The sequence below is a fragment of the Yoonia sp. GPGPB17 genome (assembly GCF_037892195.1).
Lineage (GTDB): Bacteria > Pseudomonadota > Alphaproteobacteria > Rhodobacterales > Rhodobacteraceae > Yoonia.
In genome coordinates this window covers 42,405-59,972 of the sequence record NZ_JATACI010000002.1, presented here as the reverse complement: position 1 = coordinate 59,972, position 17,568 = coordinate 42,405, and the positions used below count along the sequence as shown (strand labels likewise).

At 57.0% G+C, this 17,568-nt stretch carries 17 protein-coding genes and 2 pseudogenes; 11 read left to right on the top strand and 8 right to left on the bottom strand.

Annotation, left to right across the window (positions count from 1 at the left end):
* Together QTO30_RS00620 and QTO30_RS00615 are read left to right on the top strand one after the other, a co-directional pair.
* Nucleotides 1-1,374: an L-serine ammonia-lyase gene (locus QTO30_RS00620; RefSeq protein ID WP_340421791.1), complete on the top strand. Its 1,374-nt coding sequence runs from the start codon at nt 1-3 to the stop codon at nt 1,372-1,374.
* Between the two features lie 108 nt (nt 1,375-1,482).
* Nucleotides 1,483-2,395: pseudogene (locus QTO30_RS00615) on the top strand (DMT family transporter).
* On the opposite strand, the gene QTO30_RS00610 reads toward QTO30_RS00615, so the two are convergent.
* The gene (locus tag QTO30_RS00610; protein ID WP_445327119.1) at nt 2,337-3,014 is read right to left on the bottom strand and encodes a thiamine diphosphokinase; all 678 of its coding nucleotides are present in this window, start codon (nt 3,012-3,014) and stop codon (nt 2,337-2,339) included. The pseudogene QTO30_RS00615 and the gene QTO30_RS00610 overlap by 59 nt on opposite strands.
* 126 nt (nt 3,015-3,140) lie before the next feature.
* Between QTO30_RS00610 and QTO30_RS00605 the strand changes: the two genes are divergently transcribed.
* Entirely contained in the window at nt 3,141-5,057 is a 1,917-nt protein-coding gene (locus tag QTO30_RS00605) for a hypothetical protein (protein ID WP_340421788.1), read from the top strand.
* 48 nt (nt 5,058-5,105) lie between these two features.
* Here the strand turns inward: QTO30_RS00605 and QTO30_RS00600 are convergent, their stop codons facing one another.
* From QTO30_RS00600 to QTO30_RS21995, 5 genes are all read right to left on the bottom strand, one after another.
* Entirely contained in the window at nt 5,106-5,342 is a 237-nt protein-coding gene (locus QTO30_RS00600) for a DUF2842 domain-containing protein (protein ID WP_340421787.1), read from the bottom strand.
* Nucleotides 5,343-5,348: 6 nt separating this feature from the next.
* Nucleotides 5,349-6,644, bottom strand: coding sequence for an adenylosuccinate synthase (locus tag QTO30_RS00595; RefSeq protein WP_340421785.1), 1,296 nt, complete (start codon nt 6,642-6,644; stop codon nt 5,349-5,351).
* A gap of 140 nt (nt 6,645-6,784) precedes the next feature.
* Nucleotides 6,785-8,182 carry an amidase gene (locus QTO30_RS00590; protein ID WP_340421783.1) on the bottom strand — a complete coding sequence of 466 codons (1,398 nt, stop codon included), beginning with the start codon at nt 8,180-8,182 and terminating at the stop codon, nt 6,785-6,787.
* Between the two features lie 66 nt (nt 8,183-8,248).
* Nucleotides 8,249-8,998 (bottom strand): AraC family transcriptional regulator, encoded by a 750-nt coding sequence (locus QTO30_RS00585; RefSeq protein WP_445327169.1) that lies wholly within the window; start codon nt 8,996-8,998, stop codon nt 8,249-8,251.
* The gene (locus QTO30_RS21995; RefSeq protein WP_445327168.1) at nt 8,944-9,135 is read right to left on the bottom strand and encodes an AraC family transcriptional regulator; all 192 of its coding nucleotides are present in this window, start codon (nt 9,133-9,135) and stop codon (nt 8,944-8,946) included. The genes QTO30_RS00585 and QTO30_RS21995 overlap by 55 nt, the downstream gene beginning before the upstream one ends.
* 135 nt (nt 9,136-9,270) lie before the next feature.
* On the opposite strand from QTO30_RS21995, the gene QTO30_RS00580 reads away from it, so the two are divergent.
* The 3 genes from QTO30_RS00580 (at nt 9,271) to QTO30_RS00570 (ending at nt 11,903) form a co-directional block, all read left to right on the top strand.
* The gene (locus QTO30_RS00580; protein WP_340421780.1) at nt 9,271-9,666 is read left to right on the top strand and encodes a DUF6524 family protein; all 396 of its coding nucleotides are present in this window, start codon (nt 9,271-9,273) and stop codon (nt 9,664-9,666) included.
* Nucleotides 9,667-9,744: 78 nt separating this feature from the next.
* Nucleotides 9,745-10,101, top strand: a complete 357-nt coding sequence (gene secG, locus QTO30_RS00575; RefSeq protein ID WP_340421779.1) for a preprotein translocase subunit SecG — start codon at nt 9,745-9,747, stop codon at nt 10,099-10,101.
* Nucleotides 10,102-10,259: 158 nt separating this feature from the next.
* The gene (locus QTO30_RS00570; protein WP_340421778.1) at nt 10,260-11,903 is read left to right on the top strand and encodes a CTP synthase; all 1,644 of its coding nucleotides are present in this window, start codon (nt 10,260-10,262) and stop codon (nt 11,901-11,903) included.
* Nucleotides 11,904-11,917: 14 nt separating this feature from the next.
* On the opposite strand, the gene QTO30_RS00565 is transcribed toward QTO30_RS00570, so the two are convergent.
* Nucleotides 11,918-12,670 carry a MipA/OmpV family protein gene (locus QTO30_RS00565; RefSeq protein WP_340421777.1) on the bottom strand — a complete coding sequence of 251 codons (753 nt, stop codon included), beginning with the start codon at nt 12,668-12,670 and terminating at the stop codon, nt 11,918-11,920.
* Between the two features lie 122 nt (nt 12,671-12,792).
* On the opposite strand from QTO30_RS00565, the gene rlmJ reads away from it, so the two are divergent.
* The 5 genes and pseudogenes from rlmJ to QTO30_RS00540 all read left to right on the top strand — a co-directional run bounded on the left by rlmJ (nt 12,793) and on the right by QTO30_RS00540 (nt 16,379).
* Nucleotides 12,793-13,584 carry a 23S rRNA (adenine(2030)-N(6))-methyltransferase RlmJ gene (gene rlmJ / locus QTO30_RS00560; RefSeq protein WP_340421775.1) on the top strand — a complete coding sequence of 264 codons (792 nt, stop codon included), beginning with the start codon at nt 12,793-12,795 and terminating at the stop codon, nt 13,582-13,584.
* A 5-nt stretch (nt 13,585-13,589) separates the two neighbouring features.
* Complete coding sequence (locus QTO30_RS00555; protein ID WP_340421773.1) at nt 13,590-14,027, top strand: tellurite resistance TerB family protein; 438 nt, start codon at nt 13,590-13,592, stop codon at nt 14,025-14,027.
* Nucleotides 14,024-14,776 carry a phosphate/phosphite/phosphonate ABC transporter substrate-binding protein gene (locus tag QTO30_RS00550; RefSeq protein ID WP_340421772.1) on the top strand — a complete coding sequence of 251 codons (753 nt, stop codon included), beginning with the start codon at nt 14,024-14,026 and terminating at the stop codon, nt 14,774-14,776. Before QTO30_RS00555 ends, QTO30_RS00550 begins: the two co-directional genes overlap by 4 nt.
* 84 nt (nt 14,777-14,860) lie before the next feature.
* Nucleotides 14,861-15,633 (top strand): annotated as a pseudogene (locus tag QTO30_RS00545) (ABC transporter ATP-binding protein).
* Nucleotides 15,634-15,656: 23 nt separating this feature from the next.
* Nucleotides 15,657-16,379: a transporter substrate-binding domain-containing protein gene (locus QTO30_RS00540; RefSeq protein ID WP_340421770.1), complete on the top strand. Its 723-nt coding sequence runs from the start codon at nt 15,657-15,659 to the stop codon at nt 16,377-16,379.
* 52 nt (nt 16,380-16,431) lie between these two features.
* Here QTO30_RS00540 and QTO30_RS00535 read toward each other — a convergent pair whose 3' ends face one another.
* Nucleotides 16,432-17,514 carry an NAD(P)/FAD-dependent oxidoreductase gene (locus QTO30_RS00535; RefSeq protein WP_340421769.1) on the bottom strand — a complete coding sequence of 361 codons (1,083 nt, stop codon included), beginning with the start codon at nt 17,512-17,514 and terminating at the stop codon, nt 16,432-16,434.
* Nucleotides 17,515-17,568 lie beyond the last annotated feature (54 nt).

Genomic DNA, 17,568 nt, shown 5'->3' with positions numbered 1-17,568 from the left:
ATGTTTCTCTCCGTCTTCGATATGTTCAAGGTGGGCGTTGGCCCGTCATCGTCCCACACCATCGGCCCGATGGTCGCCGCCGCCCGATTTCTAGATCATCTGCGCGCCCAGCCCTTTGGGGTGGCGGGTGTGCAGGCTTCTTTGCATGGCAGTCTGGCCTTTACAGGCGTGGGCCATGCTACGGATCGCGCGGTTATTCTGGGCCTCGCAGGTATGCGCGCGGATGACTATGATGCGGATAAGGCCGGGGCCGAACTGGCGCGCATCACGGCTGAACACAACGTCACACCAGAAGGTCTGGGCACGCTGAAGTTTCACCCCAAAGATGATCTGATCTTTGACTATGGTCCCGCCCTGCCCGGTCACGCCAACGGGATGATCCTGCGAGGAACCGATGCGCAAGGCGATGTCATTACCCAGGTGACCTATTATTCAATTGGCGGTGGCTTTGTGCTGACCGAGGCCGAACTGGCTTCGGGTAAGGACAGTGATACCGGCGCGCCTGTTCCTTTCCCATTTCATAGCGCCCAGGAAATGCTGGATATGGCCGATATGTCGGGCAAGAGCATTGCCGAAATGAAGCGCACCAATGAGTTGTCACGCATGCCCGGGGCCGATCTGGACAAAGGCCTCGCCCGTATTTGGGAGGTCATGAACGGCTGCATCAACCGAGGTCTGGAAGCCGAAGGCATATTGCCCGGTGGTTTGCATGTGCGCCGCCGCGCCAAGGGCATCCATGATGCGTTGCAGGCCGAGCGGGGGATGAACCTGACCGCGCCGCATACAATCAATGATTTCATGTCCACCTATGCGATGGCCGTGAACGAAGAGAATGCCGCTGGTGGTCAGGTTGTGACAGCGCCCACAAATGGGGCCGCCGGGGTGATCCCCGCAACGATACGCTATTGGCTGGATCATGTGCCCGGCGCGACAGCGACCCGCGTGCCGGAGTTTCTGCTGACAGCGGCAGCGATTGGGGGGTTAATCAAGTATAACGCCTCAATCTCGGGTGCAGAATGTGGCTGTCAGGCCGAAGTCGGCAGTGCAGCAGCAATGGCCGCTGGTGGCCTTGCAGCCGTTCTTGGAGGGACACCTGAACAGATCGAAAATGCCGCAGAAATTGCGCTGGAACATCATTTGGGCATGACGTGTGATCCGGTGAAAGGGTTGGTACAGGTGCCCTGCATTGAACGAAACGGATTGGGCGCGATCAAAGCTGTGTCGGCCGCGTCGCTGGCCCTGCGGGGTGATGGTGTGCATCTGGTGTCGCTGGACGTGGCGATTGAAACGATGCGGCAAACCGGCGTGGACATGAGCGAGAAGTACAAGGAAACCGCTTTAGGTGGTTTGGCGGTGAACGTCCCGAACTGCTAGATCAAATCGGTGTCAGATCTGACGTCTTAGGTGGCGTTTTTTAGGTCCGGATGAAAACCACGAACGGTGTGCATTGCGGCCATATGCCTGCCCAACTAGGGTGGTGAAATGACAACGGATCGTCCTTTTCTTGGTGTGATGCTGATGCTGGCCTTTTGTGTGTTGGCCCCATTGGGAGACAGCATTGCCAAACTGCTGGGCGGTGTCGTGGCGCTGAGTGTGCTGATCCTCGTGCGCTTTGGGCTGCAGGCTGCCATCCTGTTGCCGCTTGTCGCGCTGGGGGGAGCGGGTTTCGGTTACCAGCGGGTATTCTGGGATGGACGCTGGTCCGCACCGCTTTGCATATTCTGGGCATCGGTTTGATGTTCAGTGCCTTGCGCTATCTGCCGCTGGCTGATGCGCTGGCCATCGCCTTTGTGATGCCTTTCATCATGTTGCTACTGGGTCATTTTGCGATGGGAGAGCATGTCGGTGTGCACCGCATGATGGCTTGTACGGTGGGGTTTGTCGGCACCCTTTTGGTCATTCAGCCCAATTTTGTAGAGGTCGGCTACCCAGCTTTGCTGCCCTTGGGGGTTGCTGTGGTCTTCGCCCTGTTCATGATGGTGACGCGCAAGATTGCCCGCGCACTCGATCCAATCAAGTTGCAAGCGATCAGCGGGGTGCAGGCTACTGTGATCTTGACAGCGGTCATCCTGCTGTTGCCAACCACCTTTGGCGCCGTGTCGTTTCAGTTCGATGCGTGGACATGGATGCTGCTGGCGGCCCTTGGCCTGATCGGCACTTTTGCGCATCTTTTCATGACATGGAGCCTGCGATTTGCCCCGGCCTCCACCCTGGCCCCGATGCAATACCTGGAAATTCCGTTTGGCACGGCGATTGGCTGGTTGATTTTCGCCGATTTGCCCAATGGTCTGGCGGCCTTGGGTATTTGCATCACGGTGGGTGCTTAAGCCTTTACATCATTCTGCGCGAGCGGCGGCTTGCAAGGCAATCGGCAGAAGCGCCCGCGGCAGTGTGATCAGAACGGGACCGTCGGTGTCGATGCTGATGGATCCACCGGAAGCCGCATTGGAAGGGCTGGAAAAGCCATTCAGCGTCATGCACATGTTTTGAAACGGCCATTGCAAACCGGATACCGTCACGTTTGCCATCCCCACCGGCGTGATCGACACTCTTGTATCCCTGTCGGCCTGAAATGCTGTCCGCCCCAAGGGCGCAATGAAACTGACGTCTTCGGCGTCGATTAGGATCACCGCCTTGTCCATGTGCTGCGCCATGACATTGAGCACCGACAACGTATGATCGAGCCGTCCCCCTGTGAAACCAAGCCCGAGAATGCAAGGCGCATCAATGCGGGTGAGCGCCTTTTCGAAATCTGTCGTCGATTGTTCGGCGATGTGATGCAGACACCCCGTAAATGCGGCACGGGCCTGATCAGACAGGCTATCAAGATCACCGACGACGGCAGCGGGTGTCACATTGGCCGCCAACAGGTGATCTGTGCCGCTATCAACCCCAACAAAGCACTCAACCAGGGACAAAACCGCCGAAATCGCATCTTTTGCAATTGGCGCTCCCCCTACGAGGCAGACTGGTTTATCACTTGAAACAATGGTTTTGTTTGGCAATGATTGCACCTCTATTCACAAACATTCCCCAAAAGGGTCACATTATGATCCTCAATGGAACGTGTTGTTGTTTTCAATTAAGAACCAATGTCTGTCCAGCGCTTGCCGCTGATCAATGAAAGAAAGCGTTTATTCATGGATGAAAATACCAAAGTTCTTGATGTGACCTATGGCAACTTCTCTTGTCGCCTGGAAGGTTTTGACGATTCTGTCGAGACAATGAAAGTGGTCGTATCTTTCTTTCACGATTTGGCAGGCCATGACCGGTTTATGGACACAGAGCCCCTGGCCCCTGACATGCAGACCTTGGCACGCCTAACCGAAGAGCAGAGTGGACAACCCGTTGAGGCCGAAGGGCATGACAACAAAGTCAGCCTGCGTGTGCGCACTGAGGTCGTTGAGGAAGACGTGGCTGATGACGATGTTGCCGAGGATACCTCGGACGAGACCGTCGCAGAACAACCCATTGCCGAAGACTTCGTTGACGAAGCTGATACCGAAAGCGTTGCTGACGATCTGTCCAGCGTGGCTGAAAAGTTGCAGCGCATGCGCGCGGCGACGGCGCGCAAAGTTCCTCCAACCAGCGAGGACTATTCTGAGGACCTGCCCGAGGCACCCGCTACCAACCCGCTATCCCAACGCCTGAACGAATTGGTGCAACGCACCACGCAATCTGAGCGGGACATGGATGCAGCGCAAGAGCCTGCGGGCGTCGACGAACCGGCTGAAGACACCGCCGAGGCAGATGTTCCTGAACTCGATCAGATTTCAGGCGATGATGCTATTGACGCAGAGGATATGAACGTCTTTAGCGATCTCAACGCTGACACCGCAGAAGACACCGCCCAAGGCGATGCCGTCATGTCGGAAGATCTGATGGAAGAGCCTGCTCTTGACGTTGCTGAAGTAGAAGACGACCAGGCTGAAACACTATTGCCTGAGGCCGCCGTAGCTGAGGCCATGCTACACGACGAAGCGGCAATAGATCAGCCCGAAGGCGACGTTTCTGATGCGGAAGCTTTTTTGGAAGATACAGAGCTAGAAGCATTCCTCGCCGAAGAGGAGGCCGCCGAGGCTGAAGAAACCGCTCAGCAAGATGATGCCACAGCAGGCGAAGACGGTGTGGAGCCGGAATCCGATGCATCTGATGCTGATGATGCCGAAGACGTGGCACAAGATGAAGAGGCCCCCTTGGTGCTGACCTCTGCGGACAAAGCCGATGAAGAAACGTCAGAAGATGATCACGACGATTACAACGACGATGATGAGTTCGACCTTGAGGCGGAAGTTGCCAAGGTAGAGGCCGAAATCGCAGCACGTCAGGGCAATGAATTTGCGCGCCGCGGTCTGCCCCGCCATGTCGAAGACGCCATGAGCCGGATCATGTCGCAGACGGATCAACACCTTAATCAGCCGGAAAACCGCCGCCATCGCGATGCGTTTGCCCAGTTGAAGGCCGCTGTTGCCGCTACGGAAGCTGCCCGCCAATTGGGCGACAAGGGAACGACAAAACCGGACCCCGATGAGGTGTACAAGGACGATCTTGGCGCCCATGAAGCCAAGGACAAAAGCGAGGTCAAAGGAACACCGCCGCTGAAACTTGTCAAATCCCAAGAGGTGAAGCCTGCTGGCAATACGCTCAGCAAAGAGGCCACATTGGCGTCTCAGTCTGCGCCAGAGAGCGATAGCGCGGCAGACGCCCCATCGGCCCGTCTACGTCAAATTGCGACCATGAAAGAGGCTGAAGTTGCCCAAGAGGGTGATGATTTTGCGGCGTTTATCGCATCTCACGGGGCCACAGATCTTGCTGACAAACTGGAAGCCGCAGGTGCCTACATTTGTTTTGTAGAGGGCGAGGCTGACTTCTCGCGCCCGCAGGTGATGAAGCTGGTTCAGTCTGCGACAAGCGCTGAGATTTCACGCGAAGATGGCCTGCGTAACTTTGGCCGCCTGTTGCGGCAAGCCCGGTTGATCAAACTGGAAAACGGGCGTTTTCAGGTATCTGAGAACACCCAGTATCGCCCCGAAGGGCATCAGGCCGCGCAGGGTTGATCATTTTCAGACCAATCATTGAAAAGGCGGGGTCATGCCCCGCCTTTTTCATTGCTGCTGTGGTGGTTCATTGGGGTCCGGCTGTCCGATCCCTTTGAAAACCCATTTCAGCGGGAAGGCCCAGCCGATACCCAAGGCGACATAGGCGAAAAGCTCGACCACAAGTGGAAACCGGATTTCCTGTGTCATCATGTAGCTCATGATCGTCACAGCTAAGATGATGTAAACCGGCAGGCCGATCACCAGCACAAAAATCGCCAGTCGTTTACGCGCTTTGTATTGCATGTGTCCTCAGTCCGCGAAGGGGTCTGTCACCAGAATGGTGTCGTCTCTTTCTGGTGAGGTAGAAACTAGGGCGACGGGGCATTGGATCAACTCCTCAATGCGGCGCACATATTTGATGGCCTGCGCAGGTAGATCGGCCCATGAGCGCGCGCCTTCGGTGGATTGCGCCCAGCCCTCGATCTCTTCGTAAATCGGTTTGCAACGCGCCTGTTGGTCGGCTGCCGTGGGCAGATAATCGAGCGTTTCGCCGTCGAGCTCATAGCCCACGCAAATCTTGAGGGTTTCAAACCCGTCCAAAACATCAAGCTTTGTCAAAGAAATACCAGTCACACCGGATGTCGCACAGGTCTGCCGCACCAAAGCGGCATCAAACCAGCCACAGCGCCGTTTGCGCCCTGTGACCGTCCCAAACTCGTGTCCGCGGGTGCCAAGACGGTGGCCATCTTCATCGTCCAGTTCTGTCGGGAACGGTCCCTCGCCGACGCGCGTGGTATAGGCTTTGACGATCCCCAGCACATAGTCGATGGCGGTCGGCCCGACGCCGACGCCCGTAGCCGCTTGCCCGGCGATGACATTGGACGAGGTCACGAAGGGGTATGTGCCAAAGTCGATATCCAACAGCGCGCCCTGTGCGCCCTCAAAAAGGATACGTTTGCCCGCTTTGCGCTTTTCGTTCAGCACTTTCCAGACCGGGGCGGCGTAAGGCAGGATTTCCGCAGCAATCTCTTTCAGCTGGGCGACCAGTGCATCGCGATCAACCGGCTCAATCCCCAGCCCCTTGCGCAACGGATCATGGTGCTGAAGCGCGCGGTCAACGCGCGATTCCAATGTTGCCGCATCCGCAAGGTCGGCAACGCGGACCGAACGACGACCAACCTTGTCTTCATATGCCGGGCCAATGCCGCGCCCGGTTGTGCCGATTTTGGTGCCCTTGCTGGCCGCTTCTTCGCGCGCGCGATCCAATTCACCGTGGATGGGCAGGATCAGCGGCGTGTTTTCGGCGATCATCAGGGTTTCAGGGTTGATCGCAACGCCTTGTTCCTGAATGGATGCAATCTCCTTCACCAGATGCCACGGGTCCAACACCACACCGTTGCCGATCACCGAGAGCTTGCCACCGCGCACAACGCCAGAGGGCAGTGCGTTCAGCTTGAACACCTCGCCATCAATGACCAGCGTATGGCCCGCATTATGCCCGCCCTGAAAGCGCGCGATCACGTCAGCCCGTTCCGAGAGCCAGTCAACGATCTTGCCTTTGCCTTCATCGCCCCACTGGGCACCGACGACCACAACATTTGCCATAAGATTCTTTCCCTTTGCAGATTGCGTGCCCCCTATATCGGCGCGCTTGCCCCGGCGAAACCGCAAACTTGATTTTAGCCCTGCAACATGACCTTGCTCGCACGTCAATACCGGCTTTCAGGACACGAATACATCTGTCTTCAATCACGTTTGAGCATTGGGCAGTCGGGGACATTCAGCACCCCATGAAGCCGCTTTGCTGTTTGTATCAGATGCACTTCACTGCCTTTGCGACCGATCAACTGTGCACCAATGGGTAACCCATTGTTGTCCAACCCCAAAGGCATCGTCACAACCGGATGGCCGGTTAAGGAAATGGGTGTCACAAAAGCCGTCAGGGCATCAAAGTAGTTTTCCGCCTGCCCATTGATGAACAATGGTTCGGCGTAGTCCCGTACGCCATTTCGGTCGCTGGTTGGCACCATATGTTTGAAAACAGACGTTGCGGTCACCGGAAGCACCCAAACGCCGTTATCGCCCAGAAAGGAATCTAGCGCATCGGAAAGGGTTGCTTTCTCAGAAAGTGCGGCATCGTAGTTTTTGCGATTGTGGCGGTACCCTCGCATGACATTGGCGAGAAACTCTGGCGACCGGCGCGCGCTTGCCCGGCTTGTGATGCGGGCAAGAAGACGCACCAGAGCGGGCATTAACGCACCCGTCTCGTAGCCCATGATCTCACCAAAGGCACGACGGGCTTGTCTAAACCCAAAGTTGACCGGATGTGCGGTGGCCACCTGAAACCCGGCTGTTTTCCATGCCGCTGTCGCCATACCGAAACAGCGCACGATACTGTCACATGTGTTTATGCCGCCATCGGTGCTCCAATAGATCTGCGGCATTGCGAACGCACTTTGCACCGCTTCAGGCGAAGGCTGCATATGGCGCCACGCCAATGCCAGATCATCGGGGTTTCTGGCAATCGGTCCCATGCGGGCAAAGTGTTTCAGCGGCGAGGCGCCGTCCGCCATCATCCCTTCATTTGGCAAGGCCTCCTCTGAGGGCAGCAAGCTGAAAACACCGCAAAAAGATGCGGGAATGCGCAATGAGCCGCTAAGGTCCGTGCCGATGTCGAGAAAGCTGAGACCTGCCGCCACGGCGGCTGCGCCGCCCCCGCTGCTGCCACCGGTGGTATAGTCCAGATTCCAAGGGTTGTTGGTAGTCCCAAACAGCGCGTTGCTGCATTGAAAATCCATGGCAAATGGCGGCAGGTTGGTCTTGGCGATAACATGCGCGCCTGCTTGCAAGAGCCTTTCGACCACAGGTGCCGTCTGGGTGGGTCGAAAATCTTTATGACGTTCTGAGCCAAAGGTGCAGGCCATGCCGTGACAATGGATCTGGTCTTTAACTGTGATCGGCAATCCGGCCAATGCCCCGCCCGCACCGGTGCCCGCCCCGTCATTCATAGCGACAATTGCTTTGATCTCAGGATTGAGACTTTGGATGCGGTCCCGTTGGTGTTGCGTGATCTCTGCGGCAGTGAACTCGCCTGATTGCAGGGTTTTGACCATTTGGGTCGCGGTGTATTGATGAAGGGGCATGTGAACGTCCTCGCAAATTGAATTCGAAGCCGAAGTAACAAGCTGCCACCGGGCTTGCTGTTCCGATCATGCTTTTTTGACAGGAATGTATATCTGGGTCAGCGGGCCTGCTTTATCGGCTCCTCCGGACGGCCCGAGATAGGCTTCGAAGGGGATATCATCGCGCAATAGAAAGTCTGTCTGCGGCACCCAGTTGCGGTAAATCTGGTTCCATGTCTGATAAAGGAAACTATAATTTCCCCAGTGCTGAAACACTGCCCATGTGCCGCCTGCAAACATGTGCCAGTCCTTGCTCCAGTCATTCTCAGTTCGTGCAGAGAACGCACCGCCAAACCAGACCGGAACAGTGTCATCGTTCAGCGCCTGCGGTGCATTTGGAAAGCAGCTCATCACATACAGGTTCGGGGGTGTTTCGACGGCGCGCAGCAGCGCAAACTGCTGGCCAACATCGCCATCGTTCTTGCGAAAGAACTGCCCGCCAAGCGTGCCCGACGACTTGCGGAACTGAAAATGGAACGGTTTGAGCGTGACGATATCAACGGGCGCAATCATCTTGCCAGCTGGTGCACTGACAAGGAACGGTCGGTCCTGATCAACCCCTTTTTGCGCGACATCGGGGTTGGCACGAAAATCCGAAGGGCTAACGCCAAACTGCTTCCTGAAGGCCTTGGAAAACGCGCTGTGGGTTTGGAAACCACATTCCAGTGCAAGTTGCAGGACATTGGTTTTTGGGTTCCTTGCAAGGGCCAGCGCAGCCACCTCTAGCTTAAGCGCACGATGATATAGCGGTTCACGGTTTCGCCGATGTAGGCGCAGAACAATCGCTGGAAGTGAAAAGGTGACAGATCGGCGTGTTTGGCGATGTCGGGTATCCGCAAAGGCGCGGATAGATGGGCTTCGATGTATCTGAGGGCCTTTGCGATCCTGGCCCGGTTTCTGTCCTGATTTTTCATGCCAGCAGATTACCAATTGCCGGATGGATTCCCACGACAATCGCAGTTGGGTGCAAGACGGCTCGATCCGCAAAGGTCTGGACAGCCCAAACCCACCCCGGCATTGTCACGGCACCAAAAGAAGTGAGGCGTATCATGGGTTTCGTTATCCGTTGGATTTTTGCATTTGTGTTGCTGGCCGCGACCTATAACCCAACCGAATGGAACTACATCCGTTGGGCGATGGAAAATGCGGACTCCAACCTGTCAATGACGGTGCTGTTGGGGTTGGTTCTGTTCGTGGGCTACATCATCTATCTGCGCGCAACCCTGCGGTCGATTGGCATATTTGGGATGATCCTAATTCTGGCGGTTGTCGGCACGCTGTTGTGGGTGCTGTTTGATCAGGGCGTGATCAGTCTTGATAATCCATCTGTCAATGCCTGGATTGGTATCTTTGCCCTTTCCATCGTTCTGGCCGTTGGGCTGTCCTGGTCCATCGTGCGCCGCAGGCTGACGGGACAGGCCGACATGGACGATGTTGACGAATAAGCTTGGTTTCAGGGGTTGCGGGAAAGCCTCGCAGCTTTTAGATACCGCGTGTTCGCGAACGCCCCGAAAGGTCCATTGATGGAAAATGTCGTCCTTATCATTCACCTGATCCTTGCGCTCAGCCTGATCGGTACTGTGCTGTTGCAGCGGTCCGAGGGTGGTGGTCTTGGCATGGGCGGCGGCGGCGGCGGTGCAACAGGCTCGCGCCCGGCGGCAACGGCGATGAGCAAATTCACCTGGGCCTTGGCGGCGGCATTCATCTGCACCTCTATTGCGCTGACACTGATTGCGGCAAGTAACACGGCGGGCTCTTCCGTCGTAGATCAATTGGGGATCGAGTCGGGCGATGACGGTGTGTTGGTGCCGGACTTTGGTGACAGCCTTCTGCCCCCGTCTTTGGACAGCGATGACCCGCTGGTGCCAGCAAGCGAATAACCACTAGCAGTTGCCCTACTGCGACGTCGGGCAACATCATGTTGGGTCAGCGGTTGCCAATCGCGCCCGAATCCACTATAGGTCAAATCCCGTGATGATGCGTATTTTCGGGTACGCTTTCCCACAGATTTGGAATTTTTCACGGGGGTCCCCTGACAATGGCGCGATTCATATTTATTACCGGCGGCGTTGTCTCCTCACTTGGAAAAGGTCTTGCATCAGCTGCGTTGGGGGCATTGTTGCAGGCCCGCGGCTATTCGGTGCGCTTGCGCAAGTTGGACCCCTATCTGAACGTTGATCCCGGTACGATGTCTCCGTTTGAGCACGGCGAAGTCTTTGTAACGGACGATGGGGCCGAGACAGATTTGGATCTTGGCCACTACGAACGTTTCACCGGCGTGCCCGCGCGCAACACAGATTCGGTTAGTTCAGGGCGCATCTATTCGACTGTCTTGGAAAAAGAGCGCCGTGGCGATTATCTGGGTAAAACCATTCAGGTTGTTCCGCATGTGACCAACCAGATCAAGGACTTCATCAGCATCGGCGAAGATGAAGTCGATTTCATGTTGTGTGAGATCGGCGGCACCGTGGGTGATATTGAAGGCCTGCCATTCTTCGAGGCCATCCGTCAGTTTGCCCACGACAAGCCGCGCGGCCAGTGCATTTTCATGCATTTGACGCTGCTGCCTTATCTGGCGGCCTCGGGCGAGTTGAAGACCAAGCCAACCCAGCACTCGGTCAAGGAACTGCAGTCCATTGGCATTGCGCCGGATATTCTGGTGTGTCGGTCCGAGCAGCCGATCCCGGAGAAAGAGCGCGAGAAGATTGCCCTGTTCTGTAACGTGCGAAAACAATGCGTTGTCGCCGCTTACGACCTGAAATCTATCTATGAGGCCCCGCTGGCCTACCATGAGCAGGGTCTTGATCAGGCGGTTCTGGATGCTTTCGGCATTTCCCCGGCCCCGCAACCAAAACTGGATGTATGGCATGATGTCTACGACCGTATTCACAACCCCGAAGGCAAGGTGAAGGTCGCAATTGTTGGCAAATACACTCAGCTTGAGGATGCTTATAAATCCATTGCCGAGGCGCTGACACATGGCGGCATGGCCAATCGTGTGAAGGTCAAAATCGAATGGGTGGATGCCGAACTGTTCGACAATGAAGATGCGACCCCTTTCTTGCAGGGCTTCCATGCGATCCTTGTCCCCGGCGGCTTTGGTGAGCGCGGCACGGAAGGGAAAATCAAGGCGGCGCAATTCGCCCGCGAAAAGAATATCCCTTACCTCGGCATCTGCCTTGGCATGCAGATGGCGGTGATTGAAGCGGCGCGCAACGTGGCGGGTATGGCCAAGGCCGGGTCCGAGGAGTTTGACCATGAGGCGGGCAAAAAGCGTTTTGAACCCGTGGTGTATCACCTCAAGGAATGGGTACAGGGCAACCACAAAGTCGCCCGCAAGGCTGATGATGACAAAGGGGGCACCATGCGACTGGGTGCCTATGATGCGACACTGACCGAAGGATCAAAGGTGGCCGCGGTCTATGGTGGTACGGCGATCGAAGAACGTCACCGCCACCGCTATGAGGTGGACATCAAGTACCGCGAGACGCTGGAGAAGGCGGGATTGCAGTTTTCCGGCATGTCGCCTGATGGCAAACTGCCCGAGATCGTCGAGTGGCAAGATCACCCCTGGTTTATCGGGGTGCAGTTCCATCCCGAGCTGAAGTCGAAACCCTTTGCGCCCCATCCGCTGTTTGCTGATTTTGTGCGGGCCGCAGTAGAGACATCGCGCTTGGTTTAGCGCGTAACCAGAACTTAAAACCCGAACGTGATCCGCCGTGTTAGGACGATGCTGCCGCTGATCTGATCATCAGATTCTGTGATTGGGCTGTCGGCTGCATCATCCAGCAACTGTTCATATTGCAACGTGCCGACCACTTGCCAATCATCATTAATAGCATATGTCGCCTCGGCCTTGACCACGGCGCTCATCAGACCGGCATTAGCATCAAAGGCATCAAAGTCGCTTGTGCCAGCTTCGGCGTCCGTGACCCCGAAATAGGTTTGGGCATAGTCGTCATCCCCCAGCAAAATGCGCGGGCCCGCCTTGAATGTGAACTGATCGCTGGGTCTGAAAAAGACGTCAGAGCCAAGTTCAGCTACGAAGGACTCGTGCCCGAAGGCACCGTAGCGCAGTTTGGCGAAGACCTCATAGTCGGGTGCGCGGTAGGCCAACCCGCCACCGATTTCCAAGGTAGGGTCGATGTCTTCCAAACCGGTAAGCTCGCCAAACTCATCCGCATCACGCGCCCCGATAAAGCGGATAGAGGGCGCGAACCGCAATCCGGTCGCGCGGTCATTGCGATCGCGTGAGATGTCGCCAAACTGAAAGCGTTCGAGCCGGAATTTCACACCAACACCGGGATCAAGGTCTTCATCACCAAAATAACCCGGCTCCAGCGATGGCCCTACGCCAAAGCGGAATTCGATACCGTTTGCTTGCTCTTGCGCGGATACCGCCAATGGCGATGTGATCAGCAGGGCAGAGAGGGTAAGGCGGTGCAGCATGTTTTGGTCCTCTTATTTGCGCTGTGAGAGGTAGCACGGTCTTTCGGTTGCGCAACCCCGCAGACAGATAGACAGCGTCATCTTGCTGCACTAAGCCGCTGCCATAGAACACAGGAGCACCGATGCTTTCCTATCAACACATCTATCATGCTGGCAATCTGGCCGATGTGCATAAGCACAGCATGCTTGCCTGGGCCTTGGCATACATGACCCGCAAGGACAAACCCCTGTCATATCTGGAAACCCATGCAGGCCGGGGTCTTTATGATTTGCAGGATGCAGCCACACTCAAGACCGGTGAAGCGGCAAAGGGGATTGCCCTAGCGCAGGATTGGTTCGCCGCTGATCACCCTTACGCGCAAGTCTTGGGCCGCATTCACGCCAAACACGGGACGGATGCCTATCCCGGATCACCCTTGATCGCCGCCGAAAGCCTGCGGCCTAGCGATACGATCCACCTGTCCGAGTTACACCCTCAAGAATTTGCGGCCCTGCAAGACAACATGGCCCCCTATGGCGGCATCTTTCGCCAGAAAGACGGGTGGGAGATGGCGATGTCGCTCTGCCCGCCAGAGCCGCGCCGTGGGTTGCTGTTGATTGATCCGTCGTTTGAGGTGAAATCCGACTACGACACGATCCCCGGGATAATTGCCAAACTGCACCGCAAATGGGGCGTTGGCGTGATCATGCTGTGGTATCCGATCCTGACGGACGCCCCCCACAAGCCGATGGTCAATGCATTGCAGGCGGCAATCCCAGACGCTGTGACACATGAGGTCAGCTTCCCTCCGGCCCGACCGGGGCATCGCATGGTGGGCTCGGGGCTATTTGTGGTGAATGCCCCTTATGGGTTCGCAGAAGAGGCCACGCGATTGACTAACCTCTTTCAAGACAGGCTGTCGCAGCCTATGTAGAACAGATGTTTCAAGATTTGCTCCGGCGTTTGACCGCCCCCGAACCCGCACAATTGCCCGAACTGGATTGCCGTCTGGCCCTTGGCGCCTTGCTCGTCCGCATCGCGCGCACTGATGGCGATTATGCCGATGTTGAGATCGCGCAGATCGACAAGGCACTGATGGCCCGCTATGATCTGTCGCCGTTTGAAGCCGCCGCCCTGCGCAAAGAGTGCGAGGCGCTCGAAGCTGAAGCGCCCGACACCGTGCGTTTTACCCGCGCAATCAAAGACACCGTGTCTTACGACAACCGCGTCAGCGTCATTGAGGCACTTTGGTCTGTGGTTATGGCGGATGGTGTGCGGGATGACGAAGAAGACAGCATGATGCGCATGACTGCATCCTTGCTGGGCGTATCCGATCAGGACAGCCACCGTGCCAGGCTCAAGGTCAGCGCTGGATGATTGCCAGCCTGCCGATGTATGCGACCCCGCTGACGGCTGGGGCCGATGCACGGTTTTGGGGTTTGATCCGCGATCATCTGCGCGTCTTGGGACATGGTGCACCTGATCAGCTAACGCTTACACCCCCTGATCTGATGGCGCATTGGCGCGACCCTGCACTGCTCTTTTCGCAAACCTGTGGCCTGCCGTTTCGCGCCACTTTGAAAAACGACGTGACCCTCATCGGAACTCCGGATTATGGGATCGACGGGTGCCCGCCGGGGTACTACCGCAGCCTGATCATTGCCCGGCAAGAGGACCGCCGTGCGGCACTCTCAGATTTTCGAGATGCACGCTTTGCGCATAACGATCCGATGTCTCAATCCGGGTGGGCCGCGCTGGCCTTGGAAACACCGGAGGTTTTGCAGGGCTCACATTTGTGCACAGGCAGCCACCGCGCCTCCGCGTTGGCAGTTCGGCACAGCGAAGCGGACTTTGCAGCAATTGATGCTGTCACGTGGCGGCACCTGACAGCGGTCGGAGAAACCACTGGTCTCAAGATCGTTCACGCCACCCAGCCCAGCCCCGGCTTGCCATATGTCACCGCAAAAAACGGACCCGCTGACGCGCTCTTTACAGCGATCTCTCAGGCTATTGCCGCCCTCGATCCGGATGACCGCGCCGCACTCTATCTGATAGACCTTATTGCGGTTCCGCCCAGCGCCTATGATCTGCCCATGCCGCCCAGTCCTGAAACAATCCCGTCTTAACGTAGGGTCAATCCGCCACTTACCGTTGCAAACCTGCGCAAAATCGGCACTACTTCGCGCTGGAACTATGAAAAGCTACCTCACGTGACAAACGCTGCCCCCGTTATTGAAATTCGTAACCTGCACAAGGCCTATGGCGATCTTGAGGTCTTGAAAGGCGTCGATATCGTGGCGCCTGCGGGCCATGTTGTGTCGCTGATCGGGTCGTCCGGCTCCGGCAAATCGACGCTTTTGCGCTGTGCCAACCTGTTGGAAGACAGCCAGCAGGGCGATGTGTTATTTTGCGGCGAGCCCGTCAACTGGAAAGGCATGGGCGCGCACCGCCACCCCGGCGATCATGCCCAAATGATCCGCATCCGCACCAACCTGTCGATGGTGTTTCAGCAGTTCAATCTCTGGGCCCATATGACGATCTTGCAGAACGTGATGGAGGCCCCGGTCACCGTGCTGAAGCGCGACAAGGCCGAGGTTGAGGCCGCAGCCCGCAAATATCTGGCCAAGGTTGGGATTGGCGACAAATGCGACGTCTATCCCGCCCAACTGTCGGGCGGGCAACAACAACGGGCCGCCATCGCGCGCGCCCTGTGCATGGAACCCAAGGCGCTGCTCTTTGATGAACCAACCAGCGCTTTGGACCCTGAACTTGAGCAGGAAGTCGTGAAGGTGATCAAGGATCTGGCCGCCGAGGGGCGCACCATGATCATCGTCACCCACGATATGCGTCTGGCCGCTGATGTCAGCGACCACGTTGTCTTTCTGCACCAAGGCAAAATCGAAGAGGAAGGCCCCCGGCCGACCTCTTCGGCAACCCAAAAACCGAACGGCTGCAGGGGTTTCTGTCAGCCACGGTTTCATAAATCATCAACTCGGGAGAAAACTGATGAAAAACCTTATCCTTTCGACGGTCGCACTGGCCATCGCAGGTTCCGTGACATTCGCAGACGGTCATTCCGTCGTACGTCTGGGGACTGAAGGCGCCTACCCTCCATATAACTTCCTCAACGATGACGGCGAAGTCGACGGGTTTGAGCGTGAAGTAGGTGATGAGATTTGCGCACGCGCTGAACTGACCTGTGAGTGGGTCACCAACGAGTGGGACAGCATCATCCCGAACCTTGTCTCGGGCAACTACGACGTGATCATCGCGGGCATGTCCATCACGGATGAGCGTGATGAAGTGATCGACTTTTCACAAGGCTACACACAGCCTGATCCATCGGCGTATCTTGCCATGTCACCCGACGTAGATCTGGAAAACGGCGTACTGGCCGCCCAGACAGGCACCATTCAGGCCGCGTTTATCGCAGCAACAGGTGCAACCTTGCTGGAATTCGCAACACCTGACGAAACAGTTGCTGCGGTAAAAGCCGGCGAAGCGGATGCCGTTCTGGCCGACAAATCCTTCCTGCAGCCGATTGCTGATGCAGATGGTGAAGTCATGCTGCTGGAGCAGGAAGAGCTGATCGGTGGCGGCGTTGGCCTGGGCGTGCGCGAAAGCGACGGCGAGTTGCGCGAAACACTGGATGCGGCGATCACGTCGATGAAAGAAGACGGATCGCTGAATGAACTGATCGCGAAATGGGGCGTCGGCGAGCAGTTCTAAGCTGGCCAATCCAATGCACGTATTTGAGGGCTGCCAGTGATGGCGGCCCTTTTTATTTGTCCGCGAAACGGTCCGGGCGGTAAGGCGCAAGCATTGCAGCGTCTGTGTTGTCCAGCTGTCCGGTGATATCTTTGGCAACCAGCTCTGCAATGATTGGCCCCAGTGTGATGCCCGAATGCAGCACGGCGACATAGGCCCCGTCCGCGATCGGCCCGACGATGGGCAGGCCATCTTGTGGCATGGGGCGTTCGGCGCGGGTCACCTCGGTCCAATCCGCGTTCTCCAAGCCGCCGAAAACATTGCGCAACCGGGCGATGGTATCATCCGCCGCGGCGGTCGGTGTTTGCGTCAGCTCCTCGGCGGTATCGCCTTGGTGGCCCACAGCAACCGGCATCAGAATTTGCCCGGATGGTTCCTGCCTGATCTCACCGTGGGGTGTGGCGAGGATGTGGTGCAAGACTTTCTTCTGCGGTGACGTACGCAGGATATAGGCAGGACGTGGGACAAGCGGGATCTCACAGTCGATGGTGCGCGCGATTGCAGTGGTCCCAGTTCCGGCGACGATGACGACTTGATCGGCATCCAAGTCCCCCTGTGATGTTTCAATGCCCATAACCCGCCCGTTCCGCGACTTGAGGCCCAAGACAAAGAGATTGCGGATCAGCTTTGCTCCGCGTGCTTGCGCGGCACGAAGGAAGTGTCGTGTCAGGTCCGCGGATGAGGCCGCGCCTTCAGTGGGGAAAAACAGTGCTTGGTCGGGCGCGTTGCAAAGGGCGGGTTCTAGCACTCGGATTTGCTCTTTTGTGCGTATCTCGACGGGGTAGTCAAATGCGCGAAGCTGCGTGTAGGTCGCCTGCATCACGTCTGGGCTCATGTCCCAGCACAGGCAACCTTGCCAATCCACGGGCGCTGGCACGTCTTGCAAAACGCGATGCCATGCCGCGATCCCCTCCGCCCTTAACAAGTGGTGATCTTCGTTCAGAAAGAAGCTGGCATTGATCCAGCCGAAGGACGCAGAGGTCGCATCTGCCCCGCCTGCCTGCACAACTGTCACGGCATGGCCTGCCTTGGCCAGTTGCAATGCGGTGGCGGCCCCGATGATCCCTGCGCCTACGACAATGATAGACTGTACCATTTTTGACATTCCCACCTAAAAACAGCCCACGCTGACGCCCCGAAAGTGGTCGCA

Excerpts from the sequence above, each read along its gene's own strand:
- QTO30_RS00600 (WP_340421787.1), bottom strand. The coding sequence starts at position 5,342 with ATGCAATACAAAGCGCGTAAACGACTGGCGATTTTTGTGCTGGTGATC.
- QTO30_RS21995 (WP_445327168.1), bottom strand. The coding sequence starts at position 9,135 with ATGAAAAATCAGGACAGAAACCGGGCCAGGATCGCAAAGGCCCTCAGA.
- QTO30_RS00620 (WP_340421791.1), top strand. The coding sequence starts at position 1 with ATGTTTCTCTCCGTCTTCGATATGTTCAAGGTGGGCGTTGGCCCGTCA.
- QTO30_RS00540 (WP_340421770.1), top strand. The coding sequence starts at position 15,657 with ATGAAAAACCTTATCCTTTCGACGGTCGCACTGGCCATCGCAGGTTCC.
- QTO30_RS00535 (WP_340421769.1), bottom strand. The coding sequence starts at position 17,514 with ATGGTACAGTCTATCATTGTCGTAGGCGCAGGGATCATCGGGGCCGCC.
- QTO30_RS00565 (WP_340421777.1), bottom strand. The coding sequence starts at position 12,670 with ATGCTGCACCGCCTTACCCTCTCTGCCCTGCTGATCACATCGCCATTG.
- rlmJ (WP_340421775.1), top strand. The coding sequence starts at position 12,793 with ATGCTTTCCTATCAACACATCTATCATGCTGGCAATCTGGCCGATGTG.
- QTO30_RS00570 (WP_340421778.1), top strand. The coding sequence starts at position 10,260 with ATGGCGCGATTCATATTTATTACCGGCGGCGTTGTCTCCTCACTTGGA.
- QTO30_RS00580 (WP_340421780.1), top strand. The coding sequence starts at position 9,271 with ATGGGTTTCGTTATCCGTTGGATTTTTGCATTTGTGTTGCTGGCCGCG.
- QTO30_RS00595 (WP_340421785.1), bottom strand. The coding sequence starts at position 6,644 with ATGGCAAATGTTGTGGTCGTCGGTGCCCAGTGGGGCGATGAAGGCAAA.
- QTO30_RS00605 (WP_340421788.1), top strand. The coding sequence starts at position 3,141 with ATGGATGAAAATACCAAAGTTCTTGATGTGACCTATGGCAACTTCTCT.
- QTO30_RS00555 (WP_340421773.1), top strand. The coding sequence starts at position 13,590 with ATGTTTCAAGATTTGCTCCGGCGTTTGACCGCCCCCGAACCCGCACAA.
- QTO30_RS00550 (WP_340421772.1), top strand. The coding sequence starts at position 14,024 with ATGATTGCCAGCCTGCCGATGTATGCGACCCCGCTGACGGCTGGGGCC.
- QTO30_RS00590 (WP_340421783.1), bottom strand. The coding sequence starts at position 8,182 with ATGCCCCTTCATCAATACACCGCGACCCAAATGGTCAAAACCCTGCAA.
- secG (WP_340421779.1), top strand. The coding sequence starts at position 9,745 with ATGGAAAATGTCGTCCTTATCATTCACCTGATCCTTGCGCTCAGCCTG.